At 72.1% G+C, this 24,687-nt stretch carries 25 protein-coding genes and 1 pseudogene; 13 read left to right on the top strand and 13 right to left on the bottom strand.

What is annotated here, in order from left to right:
- Positions 1-6 precede the first annotated feature (6 nt).
- From ACXR8F_RS14125 to ACXR8F_RS14110, 4 genes are all read right to left on the bottom strand, one after another.
- On the bottom strand, positions 7-447 hold the full coding sequence (locus ACXR8F_RS14125; protein ID WP_458801362.1) for a hypothetical protein: 441 nt from the start codon (positions 445-447) through the stop codon (positions 7-9).
- A gap of 100 nt (positions 448-547) precedes the next feature.
- A complete protein-coding gene (locus ACXR8F_RS14120) occupies positions 548-1,258 on the bottom strand; it encodes a dienelactone hydrolase family protein (RefSeq protein ID WP_045192736.1) in 711 nt (236 codons plus the stop codon).
- 31 nt (positions 1,259-1,289) lie between these two features.
- The gene (locus ACXR8F_RS14115) at positions 1,290-1,769 is read right to left on the bottom strand and encodes a hypothetical protein (RefSeq protein WP_045192735.1); all 480 of its coding nucleotides are present in this window, start codon (positions 1,767-1,769) and stop codon (positions 1,290-1,292) included.
- Between the two features lie 44 nt (positions 1,770-1,813).
- Entirely contained in the window at positions 1,814-2,362 is a 549-nt protein-coding gene (locus tag ACXR8F_RS14110; protein WP_082081119.1) for a DoxX family membrane protein, read from the bottom strand.
- Positions 2,363-2,605: 243 nt separating this feature from the next.
- Between ACXR8F_RS14110 and ACXR8F_RS14105 the strand changes: the two genes are divergently transcribed.
- Positions 2,606-3,304, top strand: a complete 699-nt coding sequence (locus ACXR8F_RS14105; protein ID WP_458801359.1) for a DUF4097 family beta strand repeat-containing protein — start codon at positions 2,606-2,608, stop codon at positions 3,302-3,304.
- Positions 3,305-3,465: 161 nt separating this feature from the next.
- Here the strand turns inward: ACXR8F_RS14105 and ACXR8F_RS14100 are convergent, their stop codons facing one another.
- Entirely contained in the window at positions 3,466-3,846 is a 381-nt protein-coding gene (locus ACXR8F_RS14100) for an antitoxin (protein ID WP_458801357.1), read from the bottom strand.
- Positions 3,847-4,089: 243 nt separating this feature from the next.
- On the opposite strand from ACXR8F_RS14100, the gene ACXR8F_RS14095 reads away from it, so the two are divergent.
- A complete protein-coding gene (locus ACXR8F_RS14095) occupies positions 4,090-4,842 on the top strand; it encodes an SDR family NAD(P)-dependent oxidoreductase (protein ID WP_458801355.1) in 753 nt (250 codons plus the stop codon).
- Between the two features lie 94 nt (positions 4,843-4,936).
- Here the strand turns inward: ACXR8F_RS14095 and ACXR8F_RS14090 are convergent, their stop codons facing one another.
- From ACXR8F_RS14090 to ACXR8F_RS14080, 3 genes are read right to left on the bottom strand one after another with little or no spacing between them, the layout of a single operon-like run.
- Complete coding sequence (locus tag ACXR8F_RS14090) at positions 4,937-5,968, bottom strand: NAD-dependent epimerase/dehydratase family protein (protein ID WP_458801353.1); 1,032 nt, start codon at positions 5,966-5,968, stop codon at positions 4,937-4,939.
- Positions 5,965-6,507 carry an SRPBCC domain-containing protein gene (locus ACXR8F_RS14085; RefSeq protein WP_052677480.1) on the bottom strand — a complete coding sequence of 181 codons (543 nt, stop codon included), beginning with the start codon at positions 6,505-6,507 and terminating at the stop codon, positions 5,965-5,967. The genes ACXR8F_RS14090 and ACXR8F_RS14085 overlap by 4 nt, the downstream gene beginning before the upstream one ends.
- Positions 6,504-7,733: a GNAT family N-acetyltransferase gene (locus ACXR8F_RS14080; protein ID WP_458801351.1), complete on the bottom strand. Its 1,230-nt coding sequence runs from the start codon at positions 7,731-7,733 to the stop codon at positions 6,504-6,506. The genes ACXR8F_RS14085 and ACXR8F_RS14080 overlap by 4 nt, the downstream gene beginning before the upstream one ends.
- A gap of 539 nt (positions 7,734-8,272) precedes the next feature.
- Between ACXR8F_RS14080 and ACXR8F_RS14075 the strand changes: the two genes are divergently transcribed.
- The 4 genes and pseudogenes from ACXR8F_RS14075 to ACXR8F_RS14060 all read left to right on the top strand — a co-directional run bounded on the left by ACXR8F_RS14075 (position 8,273) and on the right by ACXR8F_RS14060 (position 11,946).
- Complete coding sequence (locus ACXR8F_RS14075; RefSeq protein WP_458801349.1) at positions 8,273-9,895, top strand: hypothetical protein; 1,623 nt, start codon at positions 8,273-8,275, stop codon at positions 9,893-9,895.
- A 9-nt stretch (positions 9,896-9,904) separates the two neighbouring features.
- Positions 9,905-10,705, top strand: coding sequence for an inositol monophosphatase family protein (locus tag ACXR8F_RS14070; protein ID WP_458801347.1), 801 nt, complete (start codon positions 9,905-9,907; stop codon positions 10,703-10,705).
- A pseudogene (locus ACXR8F_RS14065) lies at positions 10,611-11,657 on the top strand (benzoate/H(+) symporter BenE family transporter); the annotation flags it as partial. The gene ACXR8F_RS14070 and the pseudogene ACXR8F_RS14065, both read left to right, overlap by 95 nt.
- Positions 11,539-11,946 (top strand): benzoate/H(+) symporter BenE family transporter, encoded by a 408-nt coding sequence (locus ACXR8F_RS14060; protein ID WP_458801383.1) that lies wholly within the window; start codon positions 11,539-11,541, stop codon positions 11,944-11,946. The pseudogene ACXR8F_RS14065 and the gene ACXR8F_RS14060, both read left to right, overlap by 119 nt.
- 437 nt (positions 11,947-12,383) lie before the next feature.
- Here ACXR8F_RS14060 and ACXR8F_RS14055 read toward each other — a convergent pair whose 3' ends face one another.
- The gene (locus ACXR8F_RS14055; RefSeq protein WP_045192727.1) at positions 12,384-13,016 is read right to left on the bottom strand and encodes a hemerythrin domain-containing protein; all 633 of its coding nucleotides are present in this window, start codon (positions 13,014-13,016) and stop codon (positions 12,384-12,386) included.
- Positions 13,017-13,187: 171 nt separating this feature from the next.
- Here ACXR8F_RS14055 and ACXR8F_RS14050 point away from each other — a divergent pair, with 171 nt between their 5' ends.
- The 3 genes from ACXR8F_RS14050 to ACXR8F_RS14040 all read left to right on the top strand — a co-directional run bounded on the left by ACXR8F_RS14050 (position 13,188) and on the right by ACXR8F_RS14040 (position 16,580).
- On the top strand, positions 13,188-14,612 hold the full coding sequence (locus tag ACXR8F_RS14050; RefSeq protein WP_458801345.1) for an esterase/lipase family protein: 1,425 nt from the start codon (positions 13,188-13,190) through the stop codon (positions 14,610-14,612).
- A gap of 71 nt (positions 14,613-14,683) precedes the next feature.
- Positions 14,684-16,102, top strand: a complete 1,419-nt coding sequence (locus tag ACXR8F_RS14045; RefSeq protein WP_458801343.1) for an HNH endonuclease signature motif containing protein — start codon at positions 14,684-14,686, stop codon at positions 16,100-16,102.
- A gap of 67 nt (positions 16,103-16,169) precedes the next feature.
- Positions 16,170-16,580, top strand: coding sequence for a VOC family protein (locus tag ACXR8F_RS14040; protein WP_458801341.1), 411 nt, complete (start codon positions 16,170-16,172; stop codon positions 16,578-16,580).
- Between the two features lie 33 nt (positions 16,581-16,613).
- On the opposite strand, the gene ACXR8F_RS14035 is transcribed toward ACXR8F_RS14040, so the two are convergent.
- The gene (locus ACXR8F_RS14035) at positions 16,614-17,417 is read right to left on the bottom strand and encodes an arylamine N-acetyltransferase family protein (RefSeq protein ID WP_458801339.1); all 804 of its coding nucleotides are present in this window, start codon (positions 17,415-17,417) and stop codon (positions 16,614-16,616) included.
- A 33-nt stretch (positions 17,418-17,450) separates the two neighbouring features.
- The gene (locus ACXR8F_RS14030; RefSeq protein WP_458801337.1) at positions 17,451-18,494 is read right to left on the bottom strand and encodes a Y-family DNA polymerase; all 1,044 of its coding nucleotides are present in this window, start codon (positions 18,492-18,494) and stop codon (positions 17,451-17,453) included.
- Between the two features lie 205 nt (positions 18,495-18,699).
- On the opposite strand from ACXR8F_RS14030, the gene ACXR8F_RS14025 reads away from it, so the two are divergent.
- Complete coding sequence (locus ACXR8F_RS14025; RefSeq protein ID WP_458801335.1) at positions 18,700-19,470, top strand: glycoside hydrolase family 16 protein; 771 nt, start codon at positions 18,700-18,702, stop codon at positions 19,468-19,470.
- Positions 19,471-19,500: 30 nt separating this feature from the next.
- On the opposite strand, the gene ACXR8F_RS14020 is transcribed toward ACXR8F_RS14025, so the two are convergent.
- Together ACXR8F_RS14020 and ACXR8F_RS14015 are read right to left on the bottom strand one after the other, a co-directional pair.
- Positions 19,501-20,511, bottom strand: coding sequence for a patatin-like phospholipase family protein (locus ACXR8F_RS14020; RefSeq protein WP_458801334.1), 1,011 nt, complete (start codon positions 20,509-20,511; stop codon positions 19,501-19,503).
- A 26-nt stretch (positions 20,512-20,537) separates the two neighbouring features.
- Entirely contained in the window at positions 20,538-21,524 is a 987-nt protein-coding gene (locus ACXR8F_RS14015) for a sigma-70 family RNA polymerase sigma factor (protein WP_458801332.1), read from the bottom strand.
- A gap of 138 nt (positions 21,525-21,662) precedes the next feature.
- Here ACXR8F_RS14015 and ACXR8F_RS14010 point away from each other — a divergent pair, with 138 nt between their 5' ends.
- The 3 genes from ACXR8F_RS14010 to ACXR8F_RS14000 all read left to right on the top strand — a co-directional run bounded on the left by ACXR8F_RS14010 (position 21,663) and on the right by ACXR8F_RS14000 (position 24,684).
- Positions 21,663-22,001 carry a VOC family protein gene (locus ACXR8F_RS14010; protein WP_458801330.1) on the top strand — a complete coding sequence of 113 codons (339 nt, stop codon included), beginning with the start codon at positions 21,663-21,665 and terminating at the stop codon, positions 21,999-22,001.
- A gap of 259 nt (positions 22,002-22,260) precedes the next feature.
- Positions 22,261-23,352, top strand: coding sequence for a LacI family DNA-binding transcriptional regulator (locus tag ACXR8F_RS14005; protein ID WP_458801328.1), 1,092 nt, complete (start codon positions 22,261-22,263; stop codon positions 23,350-23,352).
- A gap of 45 nt (positions 23,353-23,397) precedes the next feature.
- Entirely contained in the window at positions 23,398-24,684 is a 1,287-nt protein-coding gene (locus ACXR8F_RS14000; RefSeq protein WP_458801326.1) for a sugar ABC transporter substrate-binding protein, read from the top strand.
- Positions 24,685-24,687 lie beyond the last annotated feature (3 nt).

Here is a 24,687-nt window from a genome sequence, read left to right as displayed (position 1 = left end):
GACGGGTCAGAGCAGGTCTGCGGCGGTTGAGTCGAGGTCGGCCTGGCGGCAGCCAGCGGCCCGCGCCTCGCGGGTGGCGCGGCGCGCGGCGACGAAGGCGTCGGGCAGCAGCGCCGCGATGACGACCGACACCGCACGTGCCTCCTGGCACGCCGGGTGGAGCAACAGCTCGTCCTGGCTGAAGTGGCTCGGGTCGCCCCCGAGCTGCACGGCGCACGCGGCGTTGAGACGGCGCTCGAGGTCCCACAGGTGCGCGAGATCGTCGATCTCGGGGTATCGCTCGAGCCCGCCCAGGGCGACCTCGAGCGTGCGGGCGTCCTTTAGCCCGGAGGTGGAGCAGGCGAGACGCGCGACGCCGAACGCGTAGCGGCGCGCTCCACCGGGGGTGGCCTCGGCGATGCGTCCCTCGAGCGCGCGGGCCAAGGACCCCTCGTCTAGTGCGCTCACCGTTCCTCCTCGCGCGCGACCAAGCGCATGCAGGACGCCCGTTCAGGACGCCTTGTGAGCCATACCCGTTCGGGGCGCGGTGGGGACGGTGAGCGTCGGCTCAGGCGACGGGCAGGTGCTGGCGCACGAAGTCCTCGGTGCGTGCCCACGCCAGGGCCGAGGCGCCGGCGTCGTGCCAAGGCATGTCGTCGTTGTCGAACGCGTGGTCGGCGCCGGGATACGTCTCCACCACCGTGTCGGGCTGCTGGGTCACCGACGCCTCGATGCGGCGCACGGTGTCGGCGTCGATGTACGAGTCGGCGAGGCCGAAGTGGTGCAGGCTCGGTGCGGTGACCGTCATGGTGTCGTGCAGGCCCGGCAGCGCGGAGCCGTAGTAGCTGACGAGCGCGTCCAGCGGCGCCGAGCCCTCGGCCTCGAGGTGGGCCGCGACGTTGAAGCCGAGCCCGCCGCCGAAGCAGAAGCCGACGACACCGACGCCACCGGCGACCTCATCGCTGGCCCGCAGCCACTCGACCGTCGCGGTGGCGTCGGTGACGGCGGCCTGCCAGTCGAGCCTCCCGACGAGAGCCACGCCCTCCTGCAGGGCGTTCTCGCCCTCGATCGGCGACGTCACGCCGAGGCGCCAGAAGATCTCTGGCGCCACGACGACGTAGCCGAGCTCGGCCAGCTGTGCCGCCCGCCGCTGCACGTAGCCGCTCACCCCGAAGATCTCCTGCAGCACGACGATGCCGGGACCTCGACCCGACGGCGGCAGGAACAGGTGGGCGGGCATCTCGCCGGCCTCGGTCGGGATGGTCACGGCATCGTCCATGCGGCCCAGTATGTATGCCGCGGGCGCCGTCTCAGCTGAGCGCGCGGAGCTGCTCCAGGCGCGCCTCGTACGCGCGCACCCGCTCGCTGAGGACGTCGTGCTCCCGCTGGTGCTGGCGCAGCACGGCGACGAGGCCGAGGACGACGACCCCGAGTCCCGCGCCGCAGCCCCAGAGGCTCACGACCCCGGTGAGGCCGGGACCCGTGCCGTGCCCGGTCGCGAGCAGTCCGACGAGCCCGGCGAGGAGCAGGGCGGCGAAGGTGCCGAGGGCGGCCAGGCGACGTGAGGCGGCCCGGTCGGACGCCTCGAGGGCGTCACGGGCGACCGCGAGCTCCTCACGCGCGACCGGCCGGTCGAGGAACGTCGCGGCGGGGAAGCGGTGGACGCGGCGCCCCTCGCCGAGGCCGAAGCGGCGGCGATGGTCGGTCGGGGCGTCGACGAGGCGGGTCAGGTGGGCGGTGCCGGCTGCCGGCCAGATCGGCCGGGCCGGGCCCACGGGAAGTGCGGTCATGACGAGGTCTCCTGCTCGGGTTTCTGAAAGGCGGTGAGGTGTGGTCAGTCGTCCGAGCCGGAGCCCAGACGGGCGCCGAGGGCGTAGGCCGCGACCACGAGGGCCGAGGCAGCCAGGACGATGTCCTTGAGGACGTACTGGCCCATGAGCGTCGGGCCGTGCGGGAAGAGCTCGGCGGTGAAGAGCGCGAGCGGCGACATGATGCCGATCAGCGCACTGCCGAGGATGACGACGCCGACCCGCAGGAACTTGCCGGTGACGAGCGTCAGGCCGATGACCGTCTCGGTGACCGCCGTGAGCAGGACCGCGTTGTGGCCCGTCACGAGTCCGAACGTGAGCCGGTCGATGGTGGCCGAGGCGATCGCCTCCGCGGGGCTCAGCCCCGGGAAGAACTTGAGCACCCCGAAGCCGAGGAAGATCAGGCCGAGGCTGATCCGCAGGGCGTGGAGGCTGTAGGCCACGAGGAACGCCTGGAGGCGGTCGACGGCGGCCGTGGCCCGGGCCGTGATGGTGGTGCGGCCGCCGGCGAGGCGGGTGCTGAGGGGCGTGCGGGCTCCGGAACGTCCGGGGCCGTCGACGACGAGCTGCGACATGGTGGTTTCTCCCTTGGAAGTCGTTGGTCGGGACTTCAGAAGGCGGAGGGGCCGCCGGCGATACCGCTCGTGCCGAGGTTGAGTGCAACTACCTAGACGAAACCGGCGCCTTCGGGTGCAAATGGGACACCATTGAGTCGTCCATCAATTCGGTTGACAGCCAATGAGATTCACGCTTTCGGATCCGTCAGGAGGCCGACGGGCGGTACCTTGCATCGGGTGGGGCGGGGGAAGAGGTCGTGGGTGGTCGCCGGTGTCGGCGCTGCCCTGGTCGCCGCGAGCGTCGCGTGGGCGACGTCGTGGGACGCGGTCGCGGACGGGCTGCGACGCGATGCCACCCAGCAGGCGGCGTACGCGATGCCGGCAGGCGACCTCACGGTCATCGGCGGCGGCAACGACGTGCGCGTCGTGAGCGGTGGGGCGGCCGGGACGGTCCAGGTCACGCGACACCTCGCGTGGGGTCCGTGGTCGTCGGCGCCGCGCGCCTCGGAGCTGCTCAACGGTTCGACGCTCGAGCTCGGGGCCGAGTGCGGTGCCCTCGTCGGATGGTGCGGGGTCGACTTCGTCGTCACGGTGCCCGACGGGTCCGACATCACCGTGGACAACGACTCGGGCGACGTGTCGGTCGACGGCTCGTTCGGCAGTGCCGTCCTCAAGACCGGGTCGGGCGACATCGCCACCGCCGGCCTGCGCTCGAGGGAACTGACCGCGTATGCCGACAGCGGCGACATCGCGCTCGAGCTCGGGGCCGTGGTCCCGGCCGTGGACGTGCGAGCCGGGACGGGGGACGTGTCGGTGCTGGTCCCTGGTGGGGCGCGCTACGCGCTGAGCATCGACTCCGGCTCGGGCGGGGCGGAGGTCGGGGTCGCGTCGGACCCGGGGAGTCCGTCGTCGCTCCAGGTCAACACCGGCTCGGGGCACGTCGTCGTCGGCCACCGCTGACGTCGTCGCCGTGCGTCCGGCCGTCGTCCGCGCGGTCCGCACGGTCTGCACGGTCTGCACGGTCTGCACCGTCTGCACCGTCTGCACGGTCTGATGTCTGGACGCGGAAGCCGCGTGTCACCGAGGGGGGCGGTGACACGCGGCTCCTGGGAGGTGCCGGCTCAGGTGGGGTTGCCGGCGGGGGAGGTTCCGTCGTCCGGGTCGTCGAAGGCACTGTGCTTGTCGTCGGGCACGGACGGGGCCGGTGTGGGAGAGGTGGCCGTCGTCCCGTGGTGCTGCTCGACGAGCTTGTCGATGCCCTTGTCGACCGAGGCTCGGACCTTGGTCACGGTGTCGGCGTGCTTGCCGCCGGTCTTCTCGTCGATCTTCATGGAGGCCTTGTCGAGCGCTCCGTCGACCTTGTCGCGGTTCTCCTGGGCGTAGCCGGCCGCAGCCGCCACTGCGGCCTTGGCCATCTGGACCACGGCGTCACCGAAGTCCTTCGCCTTCTCCTGCAGGTGGACCTCGTCCGCCTTGTGCTTCAGCTGCTCACCGAACGACACCGGTGTCTCCTCGTCTCGCACCGGCCCGGCGGTGCGCCGGGCTCACTGCATCCACAGTCATACCCCGGGGGCTCTCGTCGCAACCGGGGTCGACCCCCATTCCGACCCCGAGTGCACCCCTGACTGTCTGCTTCGTCACGTCGGCCCCCCGGCCGGCTGGAACGCCAGTGCCCGACCCACGATCGGCGGAGACTGGAAAGGCAGGCAGTCTGCCTGTCTCACAACTGAACTGGAGTGATCAAGATGAACCGGCTCGACGGACGGGTGGCGCTCGTGACCGGCGCCGCGAGCGGCATCGGCAAGGTGACGGCGCAGCGGCTGGCCGAGGAGGGCGCGGCGGTGCTGCTGACCGACGTCAACGAGGCACTCGGTGCGACGACGGTCGAGGAGCTGCGGGCGACCGGCGCCAGGGTCGACTTCCTGCGGCACGACGTGACGAGCGAGGAGGACTGGGCGGCTGCCGTCGCCAGGGCCGTGGACGAGTTCGGCTCGCTGGACATCCTCGTCAACAACGCCGGAATGGGCGACCTCGCCACGATCGAGGAGACAAGCCTCGCCGACTGGGAGCGCACCGTCGCCATCGACCAGACCGGGGTCTTCCTCGGCATGAAGACCGCGGCCCCGCACCTCAAGGCGTCCGCCCACGGCGCTGTCGTCAACATCAGCTCGATCTTCGGCACGAGCGGCGGCTTCGGCACGTCGCCCGCCTACCATGCCGCGAAGGGTGCGGTGCGCACGCTGACGAAGAACGTGGCGCTGCACTGGGCGACCGAAGGGGTGCGCGTCAACTCGATCCACCCCGGCTTCATCGACACCCCGATCCTCGACACGGCACGCGGCACCCCCTTCGAGCAGGTCATGATCGACCTGACGCCGATGGGTCGTCTCGGCAAGCCCTCGGAGATCGCGGCCGGCGTGGCCTACCTCGTGAGCGACGACGCAGCCTTCGTCACGGGTCTCGAGCTCTACATCGACGGCGGCTACATCGCCCGCTGACCCGTCCGGAAGTGAGCACTCGAGTGGTGGGGGGACCCCGTCGAGTGCTCAGTTCCCGACGTCAGGAAGTGAGCACTCGAGTGTGAGCCGGGGGTCAGCGGCCGCGGGCGGCCGACCAGACCCAGTCGAGCACCGACCGGTGCCGCGACCACGCCGGGTCGCCGACCGACGGCGCCTGCGGATCGCCGTCCGCGGCCGCGCCGTCCGTGGCGCCATCGCCCGCCCTCTCGGTCGCGAGCGACCGCCGGATGGCCTCGGCCACGCCGAGCCGTCCACCGCCCGGTTCGCCGAGCACGTCGGCCGCGTCGCGCTCGCCCACCATGTCGTGGCCGAGGCTCGGGATGAGCGACTCCACGGTCCCGGTCGGGATGTCGACGAGGGCGCCGGCCACGCGCGCGACCGTCTCGACGGGTGCCAGCCACACCGGCAGCTGCACGCGCAGCAGGCGCGCCTCGGCGGCATACGTGCGCAGGAGGGAGACGTAGCTGAGCCGGTCGGGCCCGACGACGTCGAGGTGCCCGGTGACGTCGGGTCGCTCGAGCGCCTCCGCGAGGAACCAGACCGCGTCGGTCACCGCCACCGGCTGGATCACGGAGCCGCCCATCCACGCCGGCACCGTCTGCACGACGCCGAGACGGTGCGACATCTGGCGCATCACCTCGAAGCTCGTCGACCCGGCCCCGACCACCATCGACGCGCGCAGCGTCAGCACGGGGCAGGCGGCGGTCGCGAGCACCTCCTCGACCTCGAGACGTGAGAGCAGGTGGTCCGACAGCTCGTCGTCGGGCAGGTCGGGGACGATCCCCGAGAAGTAGACGAGACGGGTCGCGCCGACGACGCCCACGGCATACGCGACGTTGTCGGCAGCCCGGCGGTCGCGCTCCATGAAGTCCTCGCCGTCGAGCCCGTGCACGAGGTAGCAGACGGCATCGACGCCCTCGAGGGCCGCGATGACCGCGTCCTCGTCCTGCACGTCGACGCGGCGCCACTGCACGTCGTCGGCCCACGGGTATGCCGTCGCGGGTGACCGGTGGTGCGTGGCCACGACGTCGTGGCCTCGCCGGAGCAGCTCGGGCACGAGCCGGGAGCCGACGTAGCCGCTCGCGCCGACGACGGCGACCCTCATGACCGCTTGCGGCCCCGTCGGAACGAGCCGAGCAGGTCGCCGGCCGAGCGGACGAGGTCGAGGGCCCCGGCGTCGTCCTCGGACTCCTCGGCGGGCAGCCGGTCGGTGACCGCCATGCAGGTGAGGAACCGTTCGATGAGCGGGTCCGAGGCGCGCTGGACGAGGCCGGTGCCGAAGTCCATCGGGAAGCCGAGGAAGACCAGGTCGGTCGCGAGCCGCGCGCGGGTGCGGTCGTCGCCGAGCGGTTCGAGGGCGAGGGTGATGTCGATCCGCGCCTTGCCCAGGCCGTGGCGCTCGTGCCCGGTGGCGGCCAGGCGCGCGTGCCCCGCCTGCTCGTCGCGCTCGGTCATCGCCCCGGTGCCGTCGAAGTACATCGACAGCGGGCCGAGCTTGGCGCGGATCTCGCCGACGAAGTCGTCGCCGTCGACCTTCGTCACGGCCGCCCCGGGGAAGCAGCGACCGATGCGCTTGAGGTCCATGAAGTGCGACCACACGGCGTCGACGGGGGCCTCGAGCTCCTGGTCGTGGTGCAGCCTCACGGGAGCAGCTCCCAGTGCAGCGCGTCGCTCCAGCTGCCGTCGGCGAGCCGGTCGACGGCGTGCTCGCGCCCGAACTCGGTGAAGCCCACCGACCGGAGGACGGCGTTGCTCGCCTCGTTGTCGGCCGCGGTCTCGGCAACGAGGCGCCGCACGCCGAGGCCACCCTCGGCGGCCGGGGTGAGCGCGTGGCGGACGGCCAGGCGCGCGGCCTCCTTCGCCGCGCCGCGGCCTCGGGCGCTGGGGAAGAACTGGTAGCCGAGCTCGGCGGTCTCGCCGATCTCCCCGCCGCGGCTGAAGACGAGGACGCTGCCCAGTGCCCGGTCGGTCTCGAGGTCGGCGACGCACCAGTCGATCCCGATGCCGTCGGCCATCCGCTCCTGCCGCACGTGCAGCCACGTGGGAAAGGTCTCGCGCCGCAGGATGGACCCGGCCGGCATCCAGTGCTCCGGGTCGTCGCGCGGCTCGATCGCGTCGGCGTCGTCGAGTCGCCACGGACGCAGGCGTACGCGTTCGCCCTCGATCGGGGTCGCCGCGAGCCACGCTTTGCGCGGGGCTCGCGAGTCGCCGGGCGTGATGCTCGCCGTCCACGTGTCGAGCGCCGTCGGCCCGCCCATCGGGTCGGGATGGCTCTCGGGGATGGTGCCGTGGAAGGTGAAGCCTGCGGCCCAGGCGACCCGGCGCGAGCCCCAGTTGCCGACGACCGCGCGCCAGTGCAGCCGGCTCACCGGCGTGCCCCAGACGGGGGTCGAGAAGGCGTGCTCGACGACGAGGCGCACCGCGCGCGACATGATGCCGTGGCCACGCGCGGCCGGGTGCAGACCGAAGCCGATCTCGCCCACCGACGCAGCGGCACCCGGACGCAGGTCGATGCTGCCGCCGAACCGCACCCGGCCGAGGCTGTCGGTCCACTCGATCGCCCAGTGCCGGGCCGCGGTGGGGTCGGCCCAGTCCTCGAGGTTGCGGTTGACGTACCAGACCGCGTCGTCGCGGGAGTAGGGGCGCGGGACGGTGGTCCAGCGCAGGCTCTCGGGGTCGCTGCTCTGCTCGACGATCGCGTCGGCGTCGTCGAGGGAATGCGGCCGCAGGGTCACGACGCCGTCGGTGAGGACGGCCACGAGCGCGGCGCCGGCAGGGGCGGACGAAACGGACGGGCTGGACGAGGAGGGCTGGGGCTCGGCGGTCACGGCGTCAGCCTGCCAGCCGGCATACGCACTCGTCATCGGCATTGACCTCGTCCTGCCCCTCAGCGGGCTCGTCGGGCTCGTCGGGCACGGGGTGGGCCCAGCGGGTACGTGAAAGGCCGGGAGCCAGCGTGCTGGCTCCCGGCCCAAAAGGCGCGCTTCCCCTCCACAGGCTGCGTACCGAGGCTTACCGTACCCAATGGAACGAGATATCCCTCACCCGTTGCGGGACGTCCGTTCCAGCGCAACGTCGCGGGGGTCGGTTGCAGGTTTCGAGGGGGCGGAGCGGGGGCTCCGGGGACGCACGAGGGGGTTGCCGTGGAACGGCACGCAGGGGTGACGCCGGCGACGGCACGGGCGCGGGGGGCGGCCACCGGGGGCGATGACACCCGCCTCGACAGGGCCGCCGGTGGGACGGGAGTCCCCCCCAGATCGCGACTCCCGTCCCGGAGCATCCGGCTCGATCGTCACCCTACGAAGGGCTCGGGCCCGGTGTGGGCGTCGTTGCGGGGAAACCTTCCCGACGCAACCGGGCGGCCGGCTGCGGCCGGGACGCCTGCCGGGACGCCAGCCGGGGGACGACCGTGCTGAGCGACGAGATCCGGTGGGTGCTGCGCAACGCCCGGATGCACGCGGCTGACCCCGCCCTGCGCAGCGCGGCCGGCTTCGCGCAGGGAGCGGGTCGGGCCGCCCCGGTGCACCGCGCCCAGGTCGGTCGCTGGGAGGGCGGCGGTGTCGACCTGACACGAGCGCTCGTGCGGCGCTACGAGTCCGTGCTCGAGCTGCCCGAGGGGCAGCTGCTCTCCGTGATCGACCTCTTCGCCCGGTCGCACGAGCCGATCCGGTCGGCCGCAGCCCTGCCGCCGCGCGGCGAGCCCGACGTCGGCGAGACGCTCGAGCTGCTGGAGCGCGCCCTCGGCGACGACCGGATGACCGGCCTGGACTGGGACCGGCTCTCCGACCACCTCGGCCGTATGCCGCATGCCATGATCCGCTCGTCCGACTGGGAGGCGCTCTTCCGCCGACTCCTGCAAGAGGTGGGCCTGTGCCTGAACCTCGAGTACGCGCAGCGCACCGAGGCGCTGGCACGTCTTGCCGGGCATCCCCGCAGCGGTGGGGTCGTGGCCCGTCTCGCTGCCGAAGCGGTCGCCCGGCCCGACGCGCAGTTCTACAACGACACCCTCAGCCTGCTGCAGTACACGCGCGACCCGCAGGCGCTCTCGGTCATGCTCGACCAGCTGCGTGACCCGACGAGCTCGAGCGCGCTGCGGGGTTGCCTCATCGTGCTGACGACGCTGGTGCGGGGCACCCGTCTCGACGTGGACATCCGCCGCGAGGCGGTGCGCCTGGCCGTGCAGCACCTGCGCGACCCGGACCACTCCTACCTCGTGCACCGGGGGGCTGCGAACCTCGTGCGCGCGCTCGGCCCGGCCAGCCAGCGCCTCGCCAACGTGCTGACGGCCGAGGACCGGCGGGCCGCCGCGTCGATCATCCGTGACGGGCGGGCCGTGTCGGCGCAGGCGGTGCACGAGGCGCAGAAGCGGATCAAGGCGGTGCTCGAGGCGGGGGAGGGGCGCGCCGCGGCGGGCGAGCCCGTGCTCGCGACGCTGCTCCAGACCGCGCTCGGCCAGACGAACGAGGAGGACCGCGACAACGCCCTCGGCATCCTCATGCTGTCGCCGCAGAGCCGCATCATCGGGCGGGTGCACGCGGCGGCGTTCAGCGCGGCCGTCGACCGCGGCGACCTCGTCGTGGCCCACGAGGCGGTGAGCGTGCTGCTGTGGGTGGGGCAACCCGAGGACCTCGACATGTTCGAGAAGGTGGCCCTCTCGAAGACGACGCCGCGCTCGGTCGCGGCGCAGGCGGCATACGTCGTCGGCAACACCGTGGAGCCGGCCACCCGGCGACGCGAGGAACGCGAGACGTCGTTCGCCCGCCGGGCCGCCCAGGTGGTCGCCTCCGGCAGCGCCGCGCTCGGCGCCGAGGACACCGAACTGCTGCGCGGCCTCGTCTACGTGCTCGGCATGCGTGGCCGCCGCGATCTGCTCACCGCCCTGCTCGATGCGCTGCCGGTGCCGGGCGACGACCCGCTCGCGATGCCCGAGATCGCCCGCGGCATCCTCGGCTGGTGGCTCGCCGTGCCGGAGCACCTGCGTCCGCTCGACGCCGATGGGACGCTCGTCGGTGACCCGGCCACGGGTCGCTAGGTTGGGGGAGTGCAGACGGACGAGGTGCTGAGCCTCCTGAAGGACGTGGCCGAGCAGGTCATCAACCCCCGGTTCCGGGCGCTCGCCGACGGCGAGGTCCACGAGAAGAACCCCGGAGACCTCGTCACCGACGCCGACCGAGAGGCCGAGGTGCTGATCAACGGGGCGCTGAGGGCGGCCTACCCGGACGCGACGATCCTCGGCGAGGAGACCTACGCCGGCGACCCGGACCTGCTCCACCGGTATGCCGCCGCCGACCATGCCTTCACCGTCGACCCCGTCGACGGCACGAAGAACTTCGTCCACGGGTCCAAGGACCACGCGGTCATGGTGAGCGAGACGGTGGGCGGCGAGGCCGTGCGGGCCTGGATCTGGCAGCCGCAGCACGAGCTCGCCTTCGTCGCCGAACGCGGCGCCGGCACGTGGCGCCACGACGCCGAGGGCTCCCGACGGCTCACGGTGCCCTCGCGTCCCGACGGTGCGCTGCGCGGACGCACCTCGCGCCGCAAGTGGATCGGCAAGGCGCCTGAGGGCCTCGAGCCGATGACGCTGACGTGGGTCTCGTGCGGCATCGACTACCCCAAGCTCGTCGAGGGCGAGGCCGACTACATCGTCTACGCGAAGGCGTCGCCGTGGGACCACGTGCCCGGCTCGCTGCTGCTCTCCGAGGCCGGCGGCATGCTGGGCACCACTGCAGGACAGGCGTACTCGCCCCGTGACCTCACCCCGCCGGGGCTCGTCGCGGCCGGCAGCCCCACCGCCTTCGACGCGGTGTGGCGTGCGCTCGCGTCGAGCGACCACCTCCACTGAGCCGGCGGTGACGGGGCACCCAGAGGCAGTCGGGTCGGTGAGGTCAGTGGGGCCGGGGTCGGGGCCGGGTCGGGGAGCGTCGGCACACGACGGCTCGACCGCGCACGCGGTGCTGGCCGGAGTCGTCTGCGGACTCGTCGGCTTCACGAGCTCGTTCGCCGTCGTGCTGACCGGCCTGCGGGCCGTGGGCGCGAGTCCGGAGCAGGCGGCCTCGGGGCTGCTCGTCCTCTGCGTCACGATGGGTCTCGGCTGCGTGCTCTTCTCGTGGCGGCTGCGGATGCCGATCACGATGGCCTGGTCGACGCCGGGGGCGGCGCTGCTCGCTGCGGCGACGGCGCCGGCCGGCGGGTTCGCCAGTGCCGTGGGCGCTTTCCTCGTCTGCGGCCTGCTCATCGCGCTGTGCGGCCTGGTGCGTCCGCTCGAGCGGCTCGTCGAGGCGATCCCGACCGGCCTGGCCAGCGCGATGCTCGCCGGCGTGCTGCTGACGCTGTGCGTCGCGCCGTTCCGGGCGGTGGTCGCCTCACCCGTGGCGATCGCGCCGGTCATCGTCACGTGGGTGGTGCTCGTGGCTCTCGCCCGGCGATGGGCGGTCATCGGGGCCCTCGTCGCCGCGGTGGTCGTCATGGCGGTCCAAGGGGTGTTCGGTCGACTCGACCTCTCGACGGCGGTGCCGGCGGTCGTGCCCGTCACCCCCGCTCTCGATGCGACGGCGCTCGTCGCCATCGCGCTGCCGCTCTTCGTCGTGACGATGACGAGCCAGAACATCCCGGGCATGGCTGTGCTCGCGTCGTTCGGCTACCGCCCCGGCATGCGAGCGCCACTGCTCTACACCGGTGGTGCCACGGCGGTCGGCGCCGTCGGCGGGGCGCACGCGATCAACCTCGCCGCGATCTCCGCCGCACTGGCGGCAGGCCCCGAGGCGCACCCCGACAAGAGCCGGCGCTGGATCGCCGGCGTCGCGTGCGGGTTCACCTACATCGCCTTCGGCCCTCTCGCCGGACTCGTCACGGCCGCAGCGCGAGACCATCGCGGGGCTGGCGCTGCTCGGCACGTTCGCGGCCTCGGCAGCCTCCGCCCTCACCGACGCCGGCTCACGCGAGGCCGGCGCGGTGACGCTCGTCGTCGCGGCCTCCGGGGTCACGGTCGCGGGGGTCGGCGCCGCGTTCTGGGGCCTGGTCGCCGGCCTCGTCGTCCTCGCCGCGCTCCGCGTCGAACGCCGGCGCCAGCACTCCCGCACCTGACGCTGCCCACCCCCGTCGAGTGCGCAGTTCCTGACGCGAGTTCGTGGGCACTCGATGCAGGGATGGGCCCGGTCGAGTGCGCAGTTCCTGACGTGAGGTCGTGGGCACTCGATGCAGGGATGGGCCCGGTCGAGTGCGCAGTTCCCGACGCGAGTTCGTGGGCACTCGATGCAGGGGCCCCGTCGCGTGCTCAGTTCCTGACGCGAGTTCGTGGGCACTCGATGCAGGGGCCCCGTCGAGTGCGCAGTTCCTGACGCGAGTTCGTGGGCACTCGATGCAGGGGCCCCGTCGAGTGCTCAGTTCCTGCCGCGAGTTCGTGAGCACTCGATGCAGGGACCTCGTCGACACGAGGTGGTGAGCACTCGACTCAGGGTGACGCCGGGCGCGGCTCGGCACGCGGCCTGACCGGGCAGCATACGTGGTCTGTCAGCGGGGAGTCACTCCTCGGCGGCTTCGGCCGACGACTTCTTCGAACGGGCGGCTCGGGCGCGCCCGGTCGTCGCGGCCTTCTTCGCGGCGCGCGCAGCCTTCTTCGCGGTGGCCGACGCCTTCGACGACTTCGCGCCACTGACGTACGCCTTGGGGTCCTTGTCCTTCGGTGTGATGCCGTCGGCCCAGCGCAGCGCCTCGTGGCGGAGGAACTGCACCGCGATCTCGTGCCGCAGCTCGAGGGTCGCCTGCTGCCGGAAGTCGGCGAGGTCCTGTCGCTCCTCCTCGCCCATGTGGTCGCTGTTGTGCACGTTCGCGTCGACGACCGCCTTCCACCAGGCCTCCGAGCCGGTGCGGCAGCGGCCGACCTTGCGCACCGCCTTGCGGATCTCGTTGTGGTCCTTGACGGCGTCCTCGACCTCCTCGTCGACGGACTCGGCGTCGGCGCCGCCCGTGCCGAGCCGCAGCAGCTCGGGGTAGAAGTACTTCTCCTCGGCCTCCGCGTGCACCTCGAGCAGGATCTCGAGCCGCTTCCACACGGCGGCGAGACCCTCGTGGTCGTCGCGCGGCCACTCCTCCAGCATCGAGAACATGCGGCGCTGCTCGTCGTGCTGTCGGAGGATGACGTCGGTGATGTCCACGGTTGGCCTCTCTGTCGTCCGGGGCGTGCCGGATCCACTCTGCTGCAGGTGCACTCGGTCCATACCCGCTGGCTGCGCCCGACCTGCCCGTTTCGTGTATCACCGGCGCCCGTCGGTGCCACCGTTGGTCGGAAGAGGACGCCGCACCGGGACGGACGGATGGTGGAACGCATGACGAGCAACGACCTGGTGGTCGTGCTGCCGGGCATCACGGGCAGCACTCTCGGCGTGAAGGGCGACGACGGCTCGCCCGCGAGCGACAACCTCATCTGGGCACCGAGCGCGGGGGCGGTGTGGAAGCTGCTGACCGGCGGGCCCTCGATCCTCGACAAGGTGCTGCCCGAGGGGATCGGCGACGAGCACCCGGGCGACGGCGTCGAGCCGGTCGCGCTCATGCCCGACGTCCACGTGCTCCCCGGCATCTGGACCCCGATCCGCGGCTACGACGTGCTCGTCAAGTCCCTTGAGATGCAGGGCTACTCGCGCGACGGAGCCGGCAGGGCCCCTTCCCTCATCACGTACGCGTACGACTGGCGCCTGTCCAACCGCTACAACGGGCAGCGGCTGAAGTCGGTCGTCGAGCCCGCCCTCGAGCGGCTCCGCGGGCAGGGCGGCGCGTACGCCGACGCGAAGGTCGTCTTCATCTGCCACTCCATGGGTGGTCTCGTCGCCCGCTGGTACATCGAGAAGTGCGGCGGAGCCGAGGTGACGCGCAAGCTCATCACCCTGGGCACGCCGTGGCGTGGCGCCACCGACGCCCTCGAGCAGCTCGTCAACGGCGTGAAGAAGGGCATCGGCCCACTCTCCCTCGACCTGACGGCGTTCTCGAGGAGCATGCCGTCGCTGTTCCAGCTGCTGCCGGAGTACGCGTGCATCGCCGCCGGCGACGGCTGGGCGAAGACGACCGAGGTGCCGGTGCCGAACGTCAGCACGGCGATGGTCACCGACGCGATGCTCTTCCACACCGACCTGCAGGCGGCCGAGACGGCTCGGGCCGCGAGCCGCACGACGACGCACATGGTCGTGGGCGTGCGGCAGCCCAGTCAGACGACGGTGACGCTGCGCGACGGCAAGGCGTACACGTCGCAGACCTTCGGAAGCGACAACGACTACGGGGACGGCACCGTGTCGCTCACCGGGGCGGTCGGGCTCGGGGAGGCACTCGACACCAACCTCGCGGTACGGGTCCCGGAGCAGCACACGAACCTCCAGTGCAACCAGGTCGTCCTCGACCAGATCCAGGAGATCCTCACGGCTAAGCCGGTGCGACGACGCGACGAGCTCAAGGACACGCGCGTGCGCGCCACGGTGCCCGACCTCGTGACCGGCGGGCGGGCGCTGAAGGTCACCTTCGACCTCGAGTCCGAGCTCGGTGGCGACGAGCCGCCGCGCAAGGCGATGGCGGTGACGGTGCGCAGCTCCCGCGGGACGGTGCTGGCGCGGGTCGAGCCGACGGTGCGCACGGGCCACGGGGTCGCTTCGTTCGCCGACCTGCCTCCCGGCACGCACACGGTCGTCGTGGAGGGCGCCGAGAAGAACTCCACCGTGCGGCCGGTCACGTCCACGACGGTGGTCTGGCCGAGGCCGTCGAGCTGACCCTGGGATCACTCCGGGCCCTGTGGACAACGGCCGGAGAGCTGTCGGGGGTCGAACATATGATCGACTGCATGACGACCGCCACGCTCAGGAGGCGCCCGAAGGGGCACGCTGAGTGCTGCGGCGCGCTGGACGTCGCGGTGGTGGCGGGCGCACCTGAACAAACCTCCGTGGTGCCGTTGGCGATGGTCGACGTCCAGCAGCTGGCCAGCCTGCGCGACCTGCCAGGGCTCGCAGCCCGACTGGCCTCGATGGCGGCAGAGCTGCGGCTCATCGCTCGCAACACGCCCGTCTGGACGATGCCCGAGGTGGGGCTCGGTGACGCGATCGAGCAGGCGCAGGCGGTCCGCGAGATGGCGCACAGCCTGTCGGCGGTGCTGGCGGCCGAGGTCACCTCACGCGGGCTGCCGGAGGCCTCGGGCCTGTCCCGCAACGACTGGGTGGCCGGTCACGCGCCGGGCCTCGCGGCCGGGGCATCTGCCGCCCTGACCGCCGTCGGCGCAGCCATGAACGACCCACGGTGGGCGCGCCTGGCCGGTGGCGTGCGGGACGGTGCGGTGTCCGTCGACAAGGCGGCGGTCATCGTGCGCTTCCGCGACGACGTCGCGTTCGCCGACCCCGACCAGGTCGAGCAGGTCGTCGACGCCATGATCGAGGCCGCCCCTCAGCTCGGCGTCCGCGAGCTGCGTCGGCTGGCATCGCACGGGCGTGCGAGCCTGCGCCCGCCGGAGAAGGTCGAGGACGAGGCGCAGCGGCTGCGCGCGGCACGGTCGCTCACCAAGATCGGCCGGTGCGCCGGCATGACCGAGTACCTCTGGCGCCTCGACCCCGAGGGGTCGGCCGTTCTTGATGCGGCCGTCGACGCGCTCGCGAGGCCGCGCCCCGACCTCGACTGGAGCCGCTGGCCCTCTAAGCAGCCCGACGGCAGCTCCGACGCCGGCAAGGGTGCTGCGACCGACCCGCGGTCGCCGGCGACGCGTCGGGCCGACGCTGCTCTCGAGCTGATCCAGCGAGCCGTCGCCGCGCCACAGGGTGTCACGCGCACGTCGCGCACCAAGCTCGTCGTGACGATGTCGCTGGAGGCGTTGCTCGACCGGCTGCGAGGGGCAGGCGTCGCCGACAACGACGAGGTGCTGTCGGCGTCGACGGTACGCCGTGTCGCCTGCGAGGCCGAGATCCTGCCGACGGTGCTCGGCGGCCCGTCGCAGGTGCTCGACATCGGCCGCGCCGACCGCTACTTCACGCCGGCCCAGCGGCTGGCGATGGCGCTGCGTGACCACGGGTGCAGCTATACGGGCTGCACGGTCCCACCGCAGTGGTGCGACGCCCACCATGTCGTGCACTGGCTCCACGGCGGCGCCACTGATCTGTGCAACGGGGCCCTGCTCTGCGGGCGGCACCACACGATCGTCCACCAGCTCGGTCTGACGGCGACGGTGCTGCCCGACGAGGTCATCTGGCACGTGCCGAGGGAGCACCGGCGAGAGTGAGCCCCGCGATGCTGGGGCTGCGGGTCACTGGAGAGCGGTGTCGTCCCGGGGTGGTTCAGTGGGTTGCATGACCACGACTGAGAACACCGCTTCGAAGATCGGCTGGGACTGCGTCGCGCTCGACTGCGCCGACGCCGCTGGTATCGCGCAGTTCTACGCCGACCTGCTCGGCGGGCGCGTCGAGGGCGACCCGGACGGCGACTGGTTCAACGTCCTCTGGGACGGTCCACGCATCGCTACCCAGCTCGCCCCGAACCACGAGTCACCGGACTGGCCGCGCGGCCACCAGCAGGTGCACCTCGACTTCGTCGTCGCCGACATCGCGGCTGCCCACGAGCGCGTGCTCGAGCTGGGCGGTGTGGCACTCGATCCGGAAGAGGCTCCGCGCCCGAAGCCCGAGCGCGGCTTCCGCGTCTACGCCGATCCGGCCGGCCACCCCTTCTGCCTCTGCCGCCCCACCCCGGACGCCTGGGACTGACCGTCCACGGCGAGGTCCAGCGCTGACGCGAGGTCAGACGGCCGGGAGCACGATGCCGAAGTGGTCTGCGAGCGCGTCGCGCACCGCTTCGTCGTCCGCGAGCTCCACCTCGTCACGCCGACCCTGGGTCGTCGTGATGAGCCGGTTGCCGCTCACGGTGACGCGACCCGTGGGGGTGAGCTGCGAAACCAGGCGCGACCGGGTGAAGTGGCTCTCGGGCGACGTCTGCTGCCAGATGTTCCGCTCGGCGAAGTCGTCGAGCGAGTGCGGAGTCGTCGAGAACACGAACCGGTCCCGCCAGTCCTCGCCGTCCCGCCGCTCGCGCGAGACCCAGAGCTCGCCGCGGCGCGCCACCCCGACAGCCAGACCGCGTTCGCGCCGCTCGAAGCCGTCGGCGAGTGGCAGGGGCTCGACGAATCCGTCGCCGAAGCCGACGTCTGCCAGCACCCTTCCCGCGAGGTCGGGCGACGTCACGACGAGCGCGAGGTGGTCGTACTCGGCTGTGAGGTCGCCGTCGCCCGTGGCCACCCGTGCGGAGACGAGGTCGACGGCATACCCGAGCCGGCGCAGCAGGAGCGCGAAGAGCCCGTTCAGCTCGTAGCAGTAGCCGCCCCGGCGCGCATCGACGATCTTCGCCATGAGAGCCGCGTGATCGAGGCGGATGGGTCGCCCGAGGCCGATGTCGAGGTTCTCGAACGGGACCGTGAGCAGGTGGGCCCGGTGCAGTGAGGCCAGGGCGCCCAGCGTCGGCGCCTCGGGGCGGGCCACGCCGAGGCGGCGCAGGTAGGCCGCGGCCTCGCTCGTGGTGAGGGCATCGGTCAGGGTCGGGGCGGTCACCTGAACATGCTGCGACCTCGAGCCCCCTTGAGGTCAAGTCGTCGTGTCCGGTGGGTTCACGCCGGGCATGGGGAGCGGCAGCGTCAGGCCGACCATCGTCACGCCGCGTCCGTCCCACTCGTAGCCGGTGCGGTCGAGCAGTGCGGCGGCGGCAGCGCCGATCACCTCCGAATCGAGCGACGGGTCCCCCAGGGGTCCGCGCTCGAGCACCTGCGTGCCGTCGTCATAACGGACGAACACTTCGAGCCGGGTGGGCAGGCGGGGCGGGGCGTCGAGGCCCGAGACCCGGGTGATCGCGCGACTCACGCACTCCTCGAGCACGGCGACGACCTTCGACCGCGTGCGAGTCGACGGCAGCGACCGGCTCGCGCTCACCGAGCGCCGTGGCCCAGGCAGCCGGATCGTCGCATCGTCGGTGCCGTGCGCGATGGACAGGAGGCGTCTGGCCATGGCAGTGGTGACGACGCGCTTGAGGTCGTCCTCGGTGAGGCCGTGCAGGTCGGAGACAACGAAGAGGCCTGCGGCGTGGAGCTTCTCGTAGGTCGTTGGCCCGACGCCCCACAGCTCCTCGAGACGCAGCCTGGGCCGCAGCCGCCCCTCGAGCTCGGCGTCGACGACGACGACGCCGTCGGGCTTCGCGCACCGGCTCGCCAGCTTGGCGATGAGCTTGGTGCTGCCTGCACCGACCGAGACCGGCAGCCCCACTTCCGACCGGGCGGCGGCCCGGAGGGCGTACGCCATGCCGGTGAGGTCGCCGCGGTCGCGACCGGTGACGTCGAGGAAGGCCTCTTCCATCGAGCCCGGCTCGACGAGCGGCGTGAACCGCCGGAAGAGGTCGAAGAGCAGCGTCGAAGCCTCCTCGTACGCCTCGGACCGGTAGCCCGTGACGAGCACGTCGGGCCAGCGACGCTGGACCTGGCGCAACGGCATACCGGCGTGGATGCCCAGAGCGCGCGCCTCGTAGGACGGGCAGGCGACGACCTCGTGCGCGACGACCATCGGCCGCCCGCGCAGGCGCGGGTCGTCGCGCTGCTCGACGGACGCGAAGAACGCGTCGGCGTCGGCATGGAGGATCACCCCTCCACTCTCGCGGTCGCCGCCGACAACGTCCCGAGGACGCTGTCGGCGACGTCGCGAGACAGGTGGGCGCGTCAGGCGCTGGCCACCTGGCGGCGGGGTTGGCCGAGGTGCACGATGAGGAACGCACCGAGCACGTCGAGGTCGAGCAGGATGGCGGCCCGGAGTCCTGACCGTCGTCGGTGGTCCGCGCGAGGATGTCGGCATGACCGACGACCGCGTACTCGTCTTCGAGGACCACTTCGACGGTGTCGACCTCGACCCGGCCACGTGGGTGCCGCACTACCTGCCCGCCTGGAGCTCGCGCGCCGACACGCTGGCCGCGTACGAGCTGCGCGACTCGTGCCTGCACCTGCGCGTCCCGCCCGACCACCCGGTCTGGTGCGAGGGCGACCACCTGCCTCCGATACGCGTCTCGGGCATCCAGTCGGGAAGCTGGTCGGGCCCGCGCGGCAGCACGAAGGGTCAGCAGCCGTTCCGTGACGGCCAGCTCGTGCGTGAGGAGCAGCCCGAGCATCGTGGCTGGCTGCCCGACGGCGGCTGGGTCGAGCTGCGGGCCCGAGCCGTGGTGTCACCGAGGTCGATGGTGGCGCTGTGGATGGTCGGCTTCGAGCAGGTGCCGGAGCAGTCGGCCGAAATCTGCGTGACCGAGATGTTCGGCGACGCGGTCGAGCCCGGCGTCTCGACAGCCGTGGGCATGGGGCTGCACCCGTTCCGCGACCCCGCGGTCACGGAGGACTTCGAGGCCGTTCGCCTCCCCATCGACGTCGCCGACTGGCACACGTATGCCGTCCGGTGGGACCGCGAGCGCGCCGACTTCCACGTCGACGGGTCTCTCGTGCGGTCGTGCTCTCGGCCGCCTGCCTATCCGCTGCAGCTCATGCTGGCGACCTTCGACTTCCCGGAACGGTCGGTGGGGGCCGACGACCACCTCGTCCCCGAGCTCGTCGTCGACTGGGTGCGCGGTTACGCCTAGATCGTCACCCGGCCGGCGGCCGAGCTCCGCTCAGTAGCCGGCGTGGTCGAGCGCCTCGGTCGTCAGCTGCCGGCCCAGCTCGATCATCTCGGCCGCGCGGTGGAAGTCGAGGGTGCGCACGGCGTTGGACGGCACCGTGACGAGCACGTCCGGTGGGTTGCTCGCCATGCGGTAGCGCGAGATGAGGGCGCTCATCGTGTCGAACGACATGTTGAGCAGGTCGACGAGCCCGACATCGGCCTGGCCGAGCACGTACGCCTCGGTCGGCGTCTGCGGCACCGTGACCCCGCCGTCCATCGTGGTGCCGACCACCGCGACGTCGCCCGTGTCAGCCTCGCGGGGATGACCGCCGAGGCGGCTCGTGATCGCGCGGAAGCGCTCCGACTCGAGCACCTCGGCCGCGCTGCGTCGCAGTCGGCTCGTCCACTCCTCGCGCGGGACCGGTGCGGACGACTCCTTCACGGGGGCGGCCCCGGAGACCGACCTCATGCCCGAAAGCGACACCGCGATCGTCACGTCCACCGACGCCGCGGCCGTCGGCTCGATCGGGATCGGGTTGATGAGGCCGCCGTCGACGAGCACCCGGCCGTTGATGACCGCCGGGGTGATGACGCCGGGGATGGCGATCGAGGCGCGGATCGCGTGCTCCACCGGCCCCCGCTGGAACCACACCTCACGCCGCGCGTTGATGTCGGTCGCGACAGCCGTGTAGGGGACCGAGAGCTTCTCGATGGTCGCCCCGTCGAGGATCTCGCCCACCTTGGCGATGATCCGCTCGGCCCGGATCGCGCCGCCGGCGCCGCTGAGGGTCAGGTCGAGCAGCCGCCACACCTCGCGCTGGGTGAGGCTGCGCGCCCACTCGGTGTACGCGTCGAGCTTGCCGGCCGCGGCGACCCCACCGACGAGCGCACCCATGGACGTCCCTGCGAGCGACACGACGTCGAAGCCGCGCTCGTCGAGCACCTCGAGCGCGCCGATGTGGGCGTAGCCGCGGGCTCCGCCCGAGCCGAGGACGACTGCTGCACGCAAACGGTCTGCCACGACCTCGACCCTACGACCGCCCCCCGTCAGTCGCGCAGGTAGTAGATCTCCAGCGACTCGAGCCACGCCTCGTCGCCGAGCAGGTGGATGGCCGTGACGTGGTCACCGGTGACGGTGAACCGGAACGCGACCTTGGGCTTGCCGCGCATCGCCCACACCAGGCCGATGCCGCCGTCGAACGCCGCGAGGCGCGCCGAGTGCGCGCCGCCGTTGAAGCGGCCGGCCACGGCCTCGGGCCCGACGAGCTGGGCGGGCGAGCCGAGGGCGGCGGCCGCGGCGTCGGAGGTGAGCACGACGTCGGGGTCGAGCAGCTCGAGCAGGGTCGAGAGGTCTCCGCCCCGCGCGGCGTGGAGGAAGGCGGTGACGACGGCGCGCTGTCGCCGGCCCTCGGGTCCGTCACCGGCGCCGGCGCTCTCCGCCTCGGCCTCGGAGTCGGCCGCCCGCACCCGGCGGCGGGCGCGGCTGGCGAGCTGGCGGGTGGCCGCGGGGGAGCGGTCGATGATGTCGGCGATCTGCTCGAATGGCATACCGAAGAGGTCGTGCAGCACGAAGGCGAGGCGCTCGGCCGGCCCGAGCGTGTCGAGCACCACGAGCAGCGCGACGCCGACGCTGTCGGCGAGCTCGGCCTCGTAGGCGGGGTCGGGCGTGCGCGCGGTCGGGTGCCCTGCTCGCTCGGTCTCGGTGAGCTCGGCCAGCCCGGCGTCCCAGCTGTCCTCGCGGCGCGAGGCGCGTGAGCGCAGCATGTCGAGGCTGATCCGGCCGACGACCGTGGTGAGCCAGCCGCCGAGGTTCGCGACGTCGGTCGTGTCGCTGCGGCGCAGGCGCAGCCACGCCTCCTGCACCGCGTCGTCGGCGTCGGCCGACGAGCCCAGGACCCGGTGCGCGACGGCGCGCAGCCGCGGCCGGTGCGCCTCGAAGTCGCGCGCCAGCCACTGCTCTCGCGTCAGGTTCTCGCCGGCCTTCTCGCCGGCCGTCTCGCCGGTCTGGTCGCTGCCGGTCATCTCGCTGTCCATCGCTGTCACATCCTCGCCTCGGGGTCCGTCATAGCACTGACGAGCCGGAGCCACCCGATGTGACACCGAGCAACCGAGCAACAGCGCAATCGAGCAACCGAACACCGAACAACCGAACACCGAAACAAGGAGAGACCGATGTCTGCCGTGAACACCCTCATCTACCCCGTCGCCGACCTCGACGCCGCCAAGCGTGTCTTCACCGCCCTGCTGGGCGTGCAGCCGCACACGGACGAGTCCTACTACGTCGGCTACAACGTCGACGGCCAGGAGCTCGCCCTCGACCCGAACGGCCACCGGAAGGGCATCAAGGGCGCCACGCCCTTCTGGTCGGTCGACGACCTGGAGGCGACGATCGCGGCCCTCACCGAGGCCGGCGCGACCGTGACCCAGCAGCCCACCGAGGTCGGCGGCGGCCGCCGCACGGCCTCGCTCACCGACGCCGACGGCAACATGATCGGACTCATGCAGGACTGATCCGTCCACTTTCCGGGCGCCCGTTCCCCCGCGCGTGTCGCGAGTGGACGGGCGCCCTGCCATGTCCGAATCCATCTGTGGGGCAGCGGGATTCGAGTTGATTGCGTATGCCGTCGCGTGGCCTCCTCCGGGGCCGCCGGGTCGGGCCGTGGTGGGGCGGCCCTTGCGCGGGCTGGGTTACCTGTGCAGTATGGAAGGGCAGATGTAAGCGCTTACAGAGCGCGAGCGGCTCAACGACGAGATGCGAGAGGTGGGACCAGTGGCGACAGCACGCAAGCCGGCCGCAGCCGGTTCCCTCAACGCATCGCACGTCGGGGCCACGATCTACTCCGTCGCCGAACGCGCCGGCGTCTCCATCGCCACCGTCTCGCGCGTGCTCCAGGGCGCGGGCACGGTCTCGGCCAAGACCACGCAGAAGGTGCTCGACGCCGTCGACGAGCTCGACTACGTGCCCCTCGGCGCCGCCCGCAGCCTCGCCGTGCGCCACCACGAGGCCCACGGCCTCGTGCTCCCCGAGCTCACCGGCCCCTACTACTCCGAGTTGCTCATGGGTTTCGAGTCCCGTGCCGCGGAGCTCGGCCAGAGCGTCACGCTCATGCTCACCGAGGGCAAGGCCGACATCGCCCGCGCCGTGCGCCAGCTCGCCACCCACGTCGACGCCATCGCCGTGCTCGGCTCGGCCGCCATGCCGCCCGCCGTCGCCAAGGCGCTGCACGGCAAGAAGCCGGTCATCATCATCGCCGGCTCGCCGCAGGAGGGCATCGAGAGCGTCGGCGCCGAGAACGTCCACAGCGCCCAGAAGCTGACCGAGCACGTGCTCGGCCACGGCCGCCGCCGGCTGCTCTTCGTCGGTGACCCCGACGGCGCCCCCGACATCAGCGAGCGCCACGCCGGCTTCGTCGCCGCCCACCTCGCCCGGGACCTCGAGCCGGCCGAGCCGGTGCGCGTCCCCTTCCGCGAGGGTGAGGGCGAGGCCGTCGCCGAGCGCATCCTCGCGGGCGAGGTCAGCGCCGACGCGCTCGTGTGCGCCAACGACGAGCTCGCCCTGTCGATCATGAGCCACCTGCAGGACGCCGGCCGAGACGTGCCCGGCGACATCGCGGTGGTCGGCTGGGACGACGTCATGACCTCCCGATACGTGCGCCCGGGTATGACCACCGTGCGCCAACCCGTCCGTGAGCTCGGGGCGCTCGCGGCCGAACGCCTTCACCAACGCGTCCACGGGGCCGAGCTGCTCGCTGCTCCGCGCATCCTGCCGACCCAGGTGATCATCCGAGGCTCGTGCGGCTGTGCGGCCCGCCTTCGCGACGCCCCACCCACCCGTCGCACCACCACCTCCACCACCCCCTGAAACCCCCGCTCGTCTCGAAGAGCACCACAAGGAAGTGAGACACCGATGAGACGCACCACTGCCATCACGGTCGCCTGCATGGCGGCCACCGCCCTCACCGTGACCGCCTGCGGTCGCGACGGCGAGAACGGCGGTTCCGGCGCGGCACAGACCGGCGCTGCCGTCAGCTCCGGCAAGGCCACCGGCGAGATCACCGTCTGGGCCATGGGCGCCGAGGGTGACAACCTCCCCAAGCTCACCAAGGACTTCGAGACCGCCAACCCCGGCGTCAAGGTCAAGGTCACGGCGATCCCGTGGGACGCCGCCCACGACAAGTTCACGGCCGCCATCGCCGCTGGCAAGACGCCGGACGTCGCGATGGTCGGCACGACGTGGATGGGCGAGTTCGCCGCGAGCGACGCGCTCGACCCGACGCCGGCACAGGTCGACAAGTCCGCCTTCTTCGAGGGCGCCCAGAAGACGACCGAGGTGAACGGCACCTCCTACGGCATCCCGTGGTACGTCGAGACCCGCGTGCTCTTCTACCGCACCGACCTCGCCAAGAAGGCCGGCTACGACGCCGCCCCCACCGACTGGCAGGGCCTGAAGGACATGGCCAAGGCCATGCAGACCAAGGCCGGCGCCAAGTGGGGCATCGGCCTGCAGGCCGGCGGCGAGGGCTCCTGGCAGACCCTCATGCCGTTCGCGTGGTCCGAGGGCGCCGACCTCACCAAGGACGGCGGCAAGGCCTACAACTTCGACAGCCCGCAGATCCTCAAGGCGGCGCAGTACTACCAGTCGTTCTTCACCGACGGCATCTCCAACAAGGCCGCCCCGGCGACCCCGACGACCGAGCCGGACTTTGCCAAGGGCACGGTCCCGATGTTCATCTCCGGTCCGTGGATGATGTCGGCCGTCGAGAAGGTCGGTGGCCCCGGCTTCAAGGACAAGTACAACGTCGCGCCGATCCCGGCCGGCTCGGCCGGCTCCTCGTCGTTCGTCGGCGGCTCGAACTTCGTCGTCTTCAAGAACACGAAGAACCGCGACACCTCGTGGAAGTTCGTCAACTGGCTGGCCGACCCCAAGGTGCAGGCCAAGTGGTACACGCTGTCGACCGACCTGCCGTCGGTCAAGAGCGCGTGGCAGGACCCGACCCTCGCCTCCGACAAGAAGCTCGCCGTCTTCGGCAAGCAGCTCGAGACCGCCAAGGCCCCGCCGTCGTTCCCGACGTGGGAGCAGGCCGTCAAGGCCCTCGACACCGAGCTCGAGAAGGTCACCAAGAGCGGCGAGGACCCGGCGACCGGCCTCAAGAACGCCCAGCAGCAGGCCGACTCCATCGGCACGGGCATGTGATCG

Source organism: Terrabacter sp. AAH1 (assembly GCF_054456855.1).
Note: the sequence above shows the minus strand (reverse complement) of the source record. Positions and strands in the feature narration are given on the sequence as shown.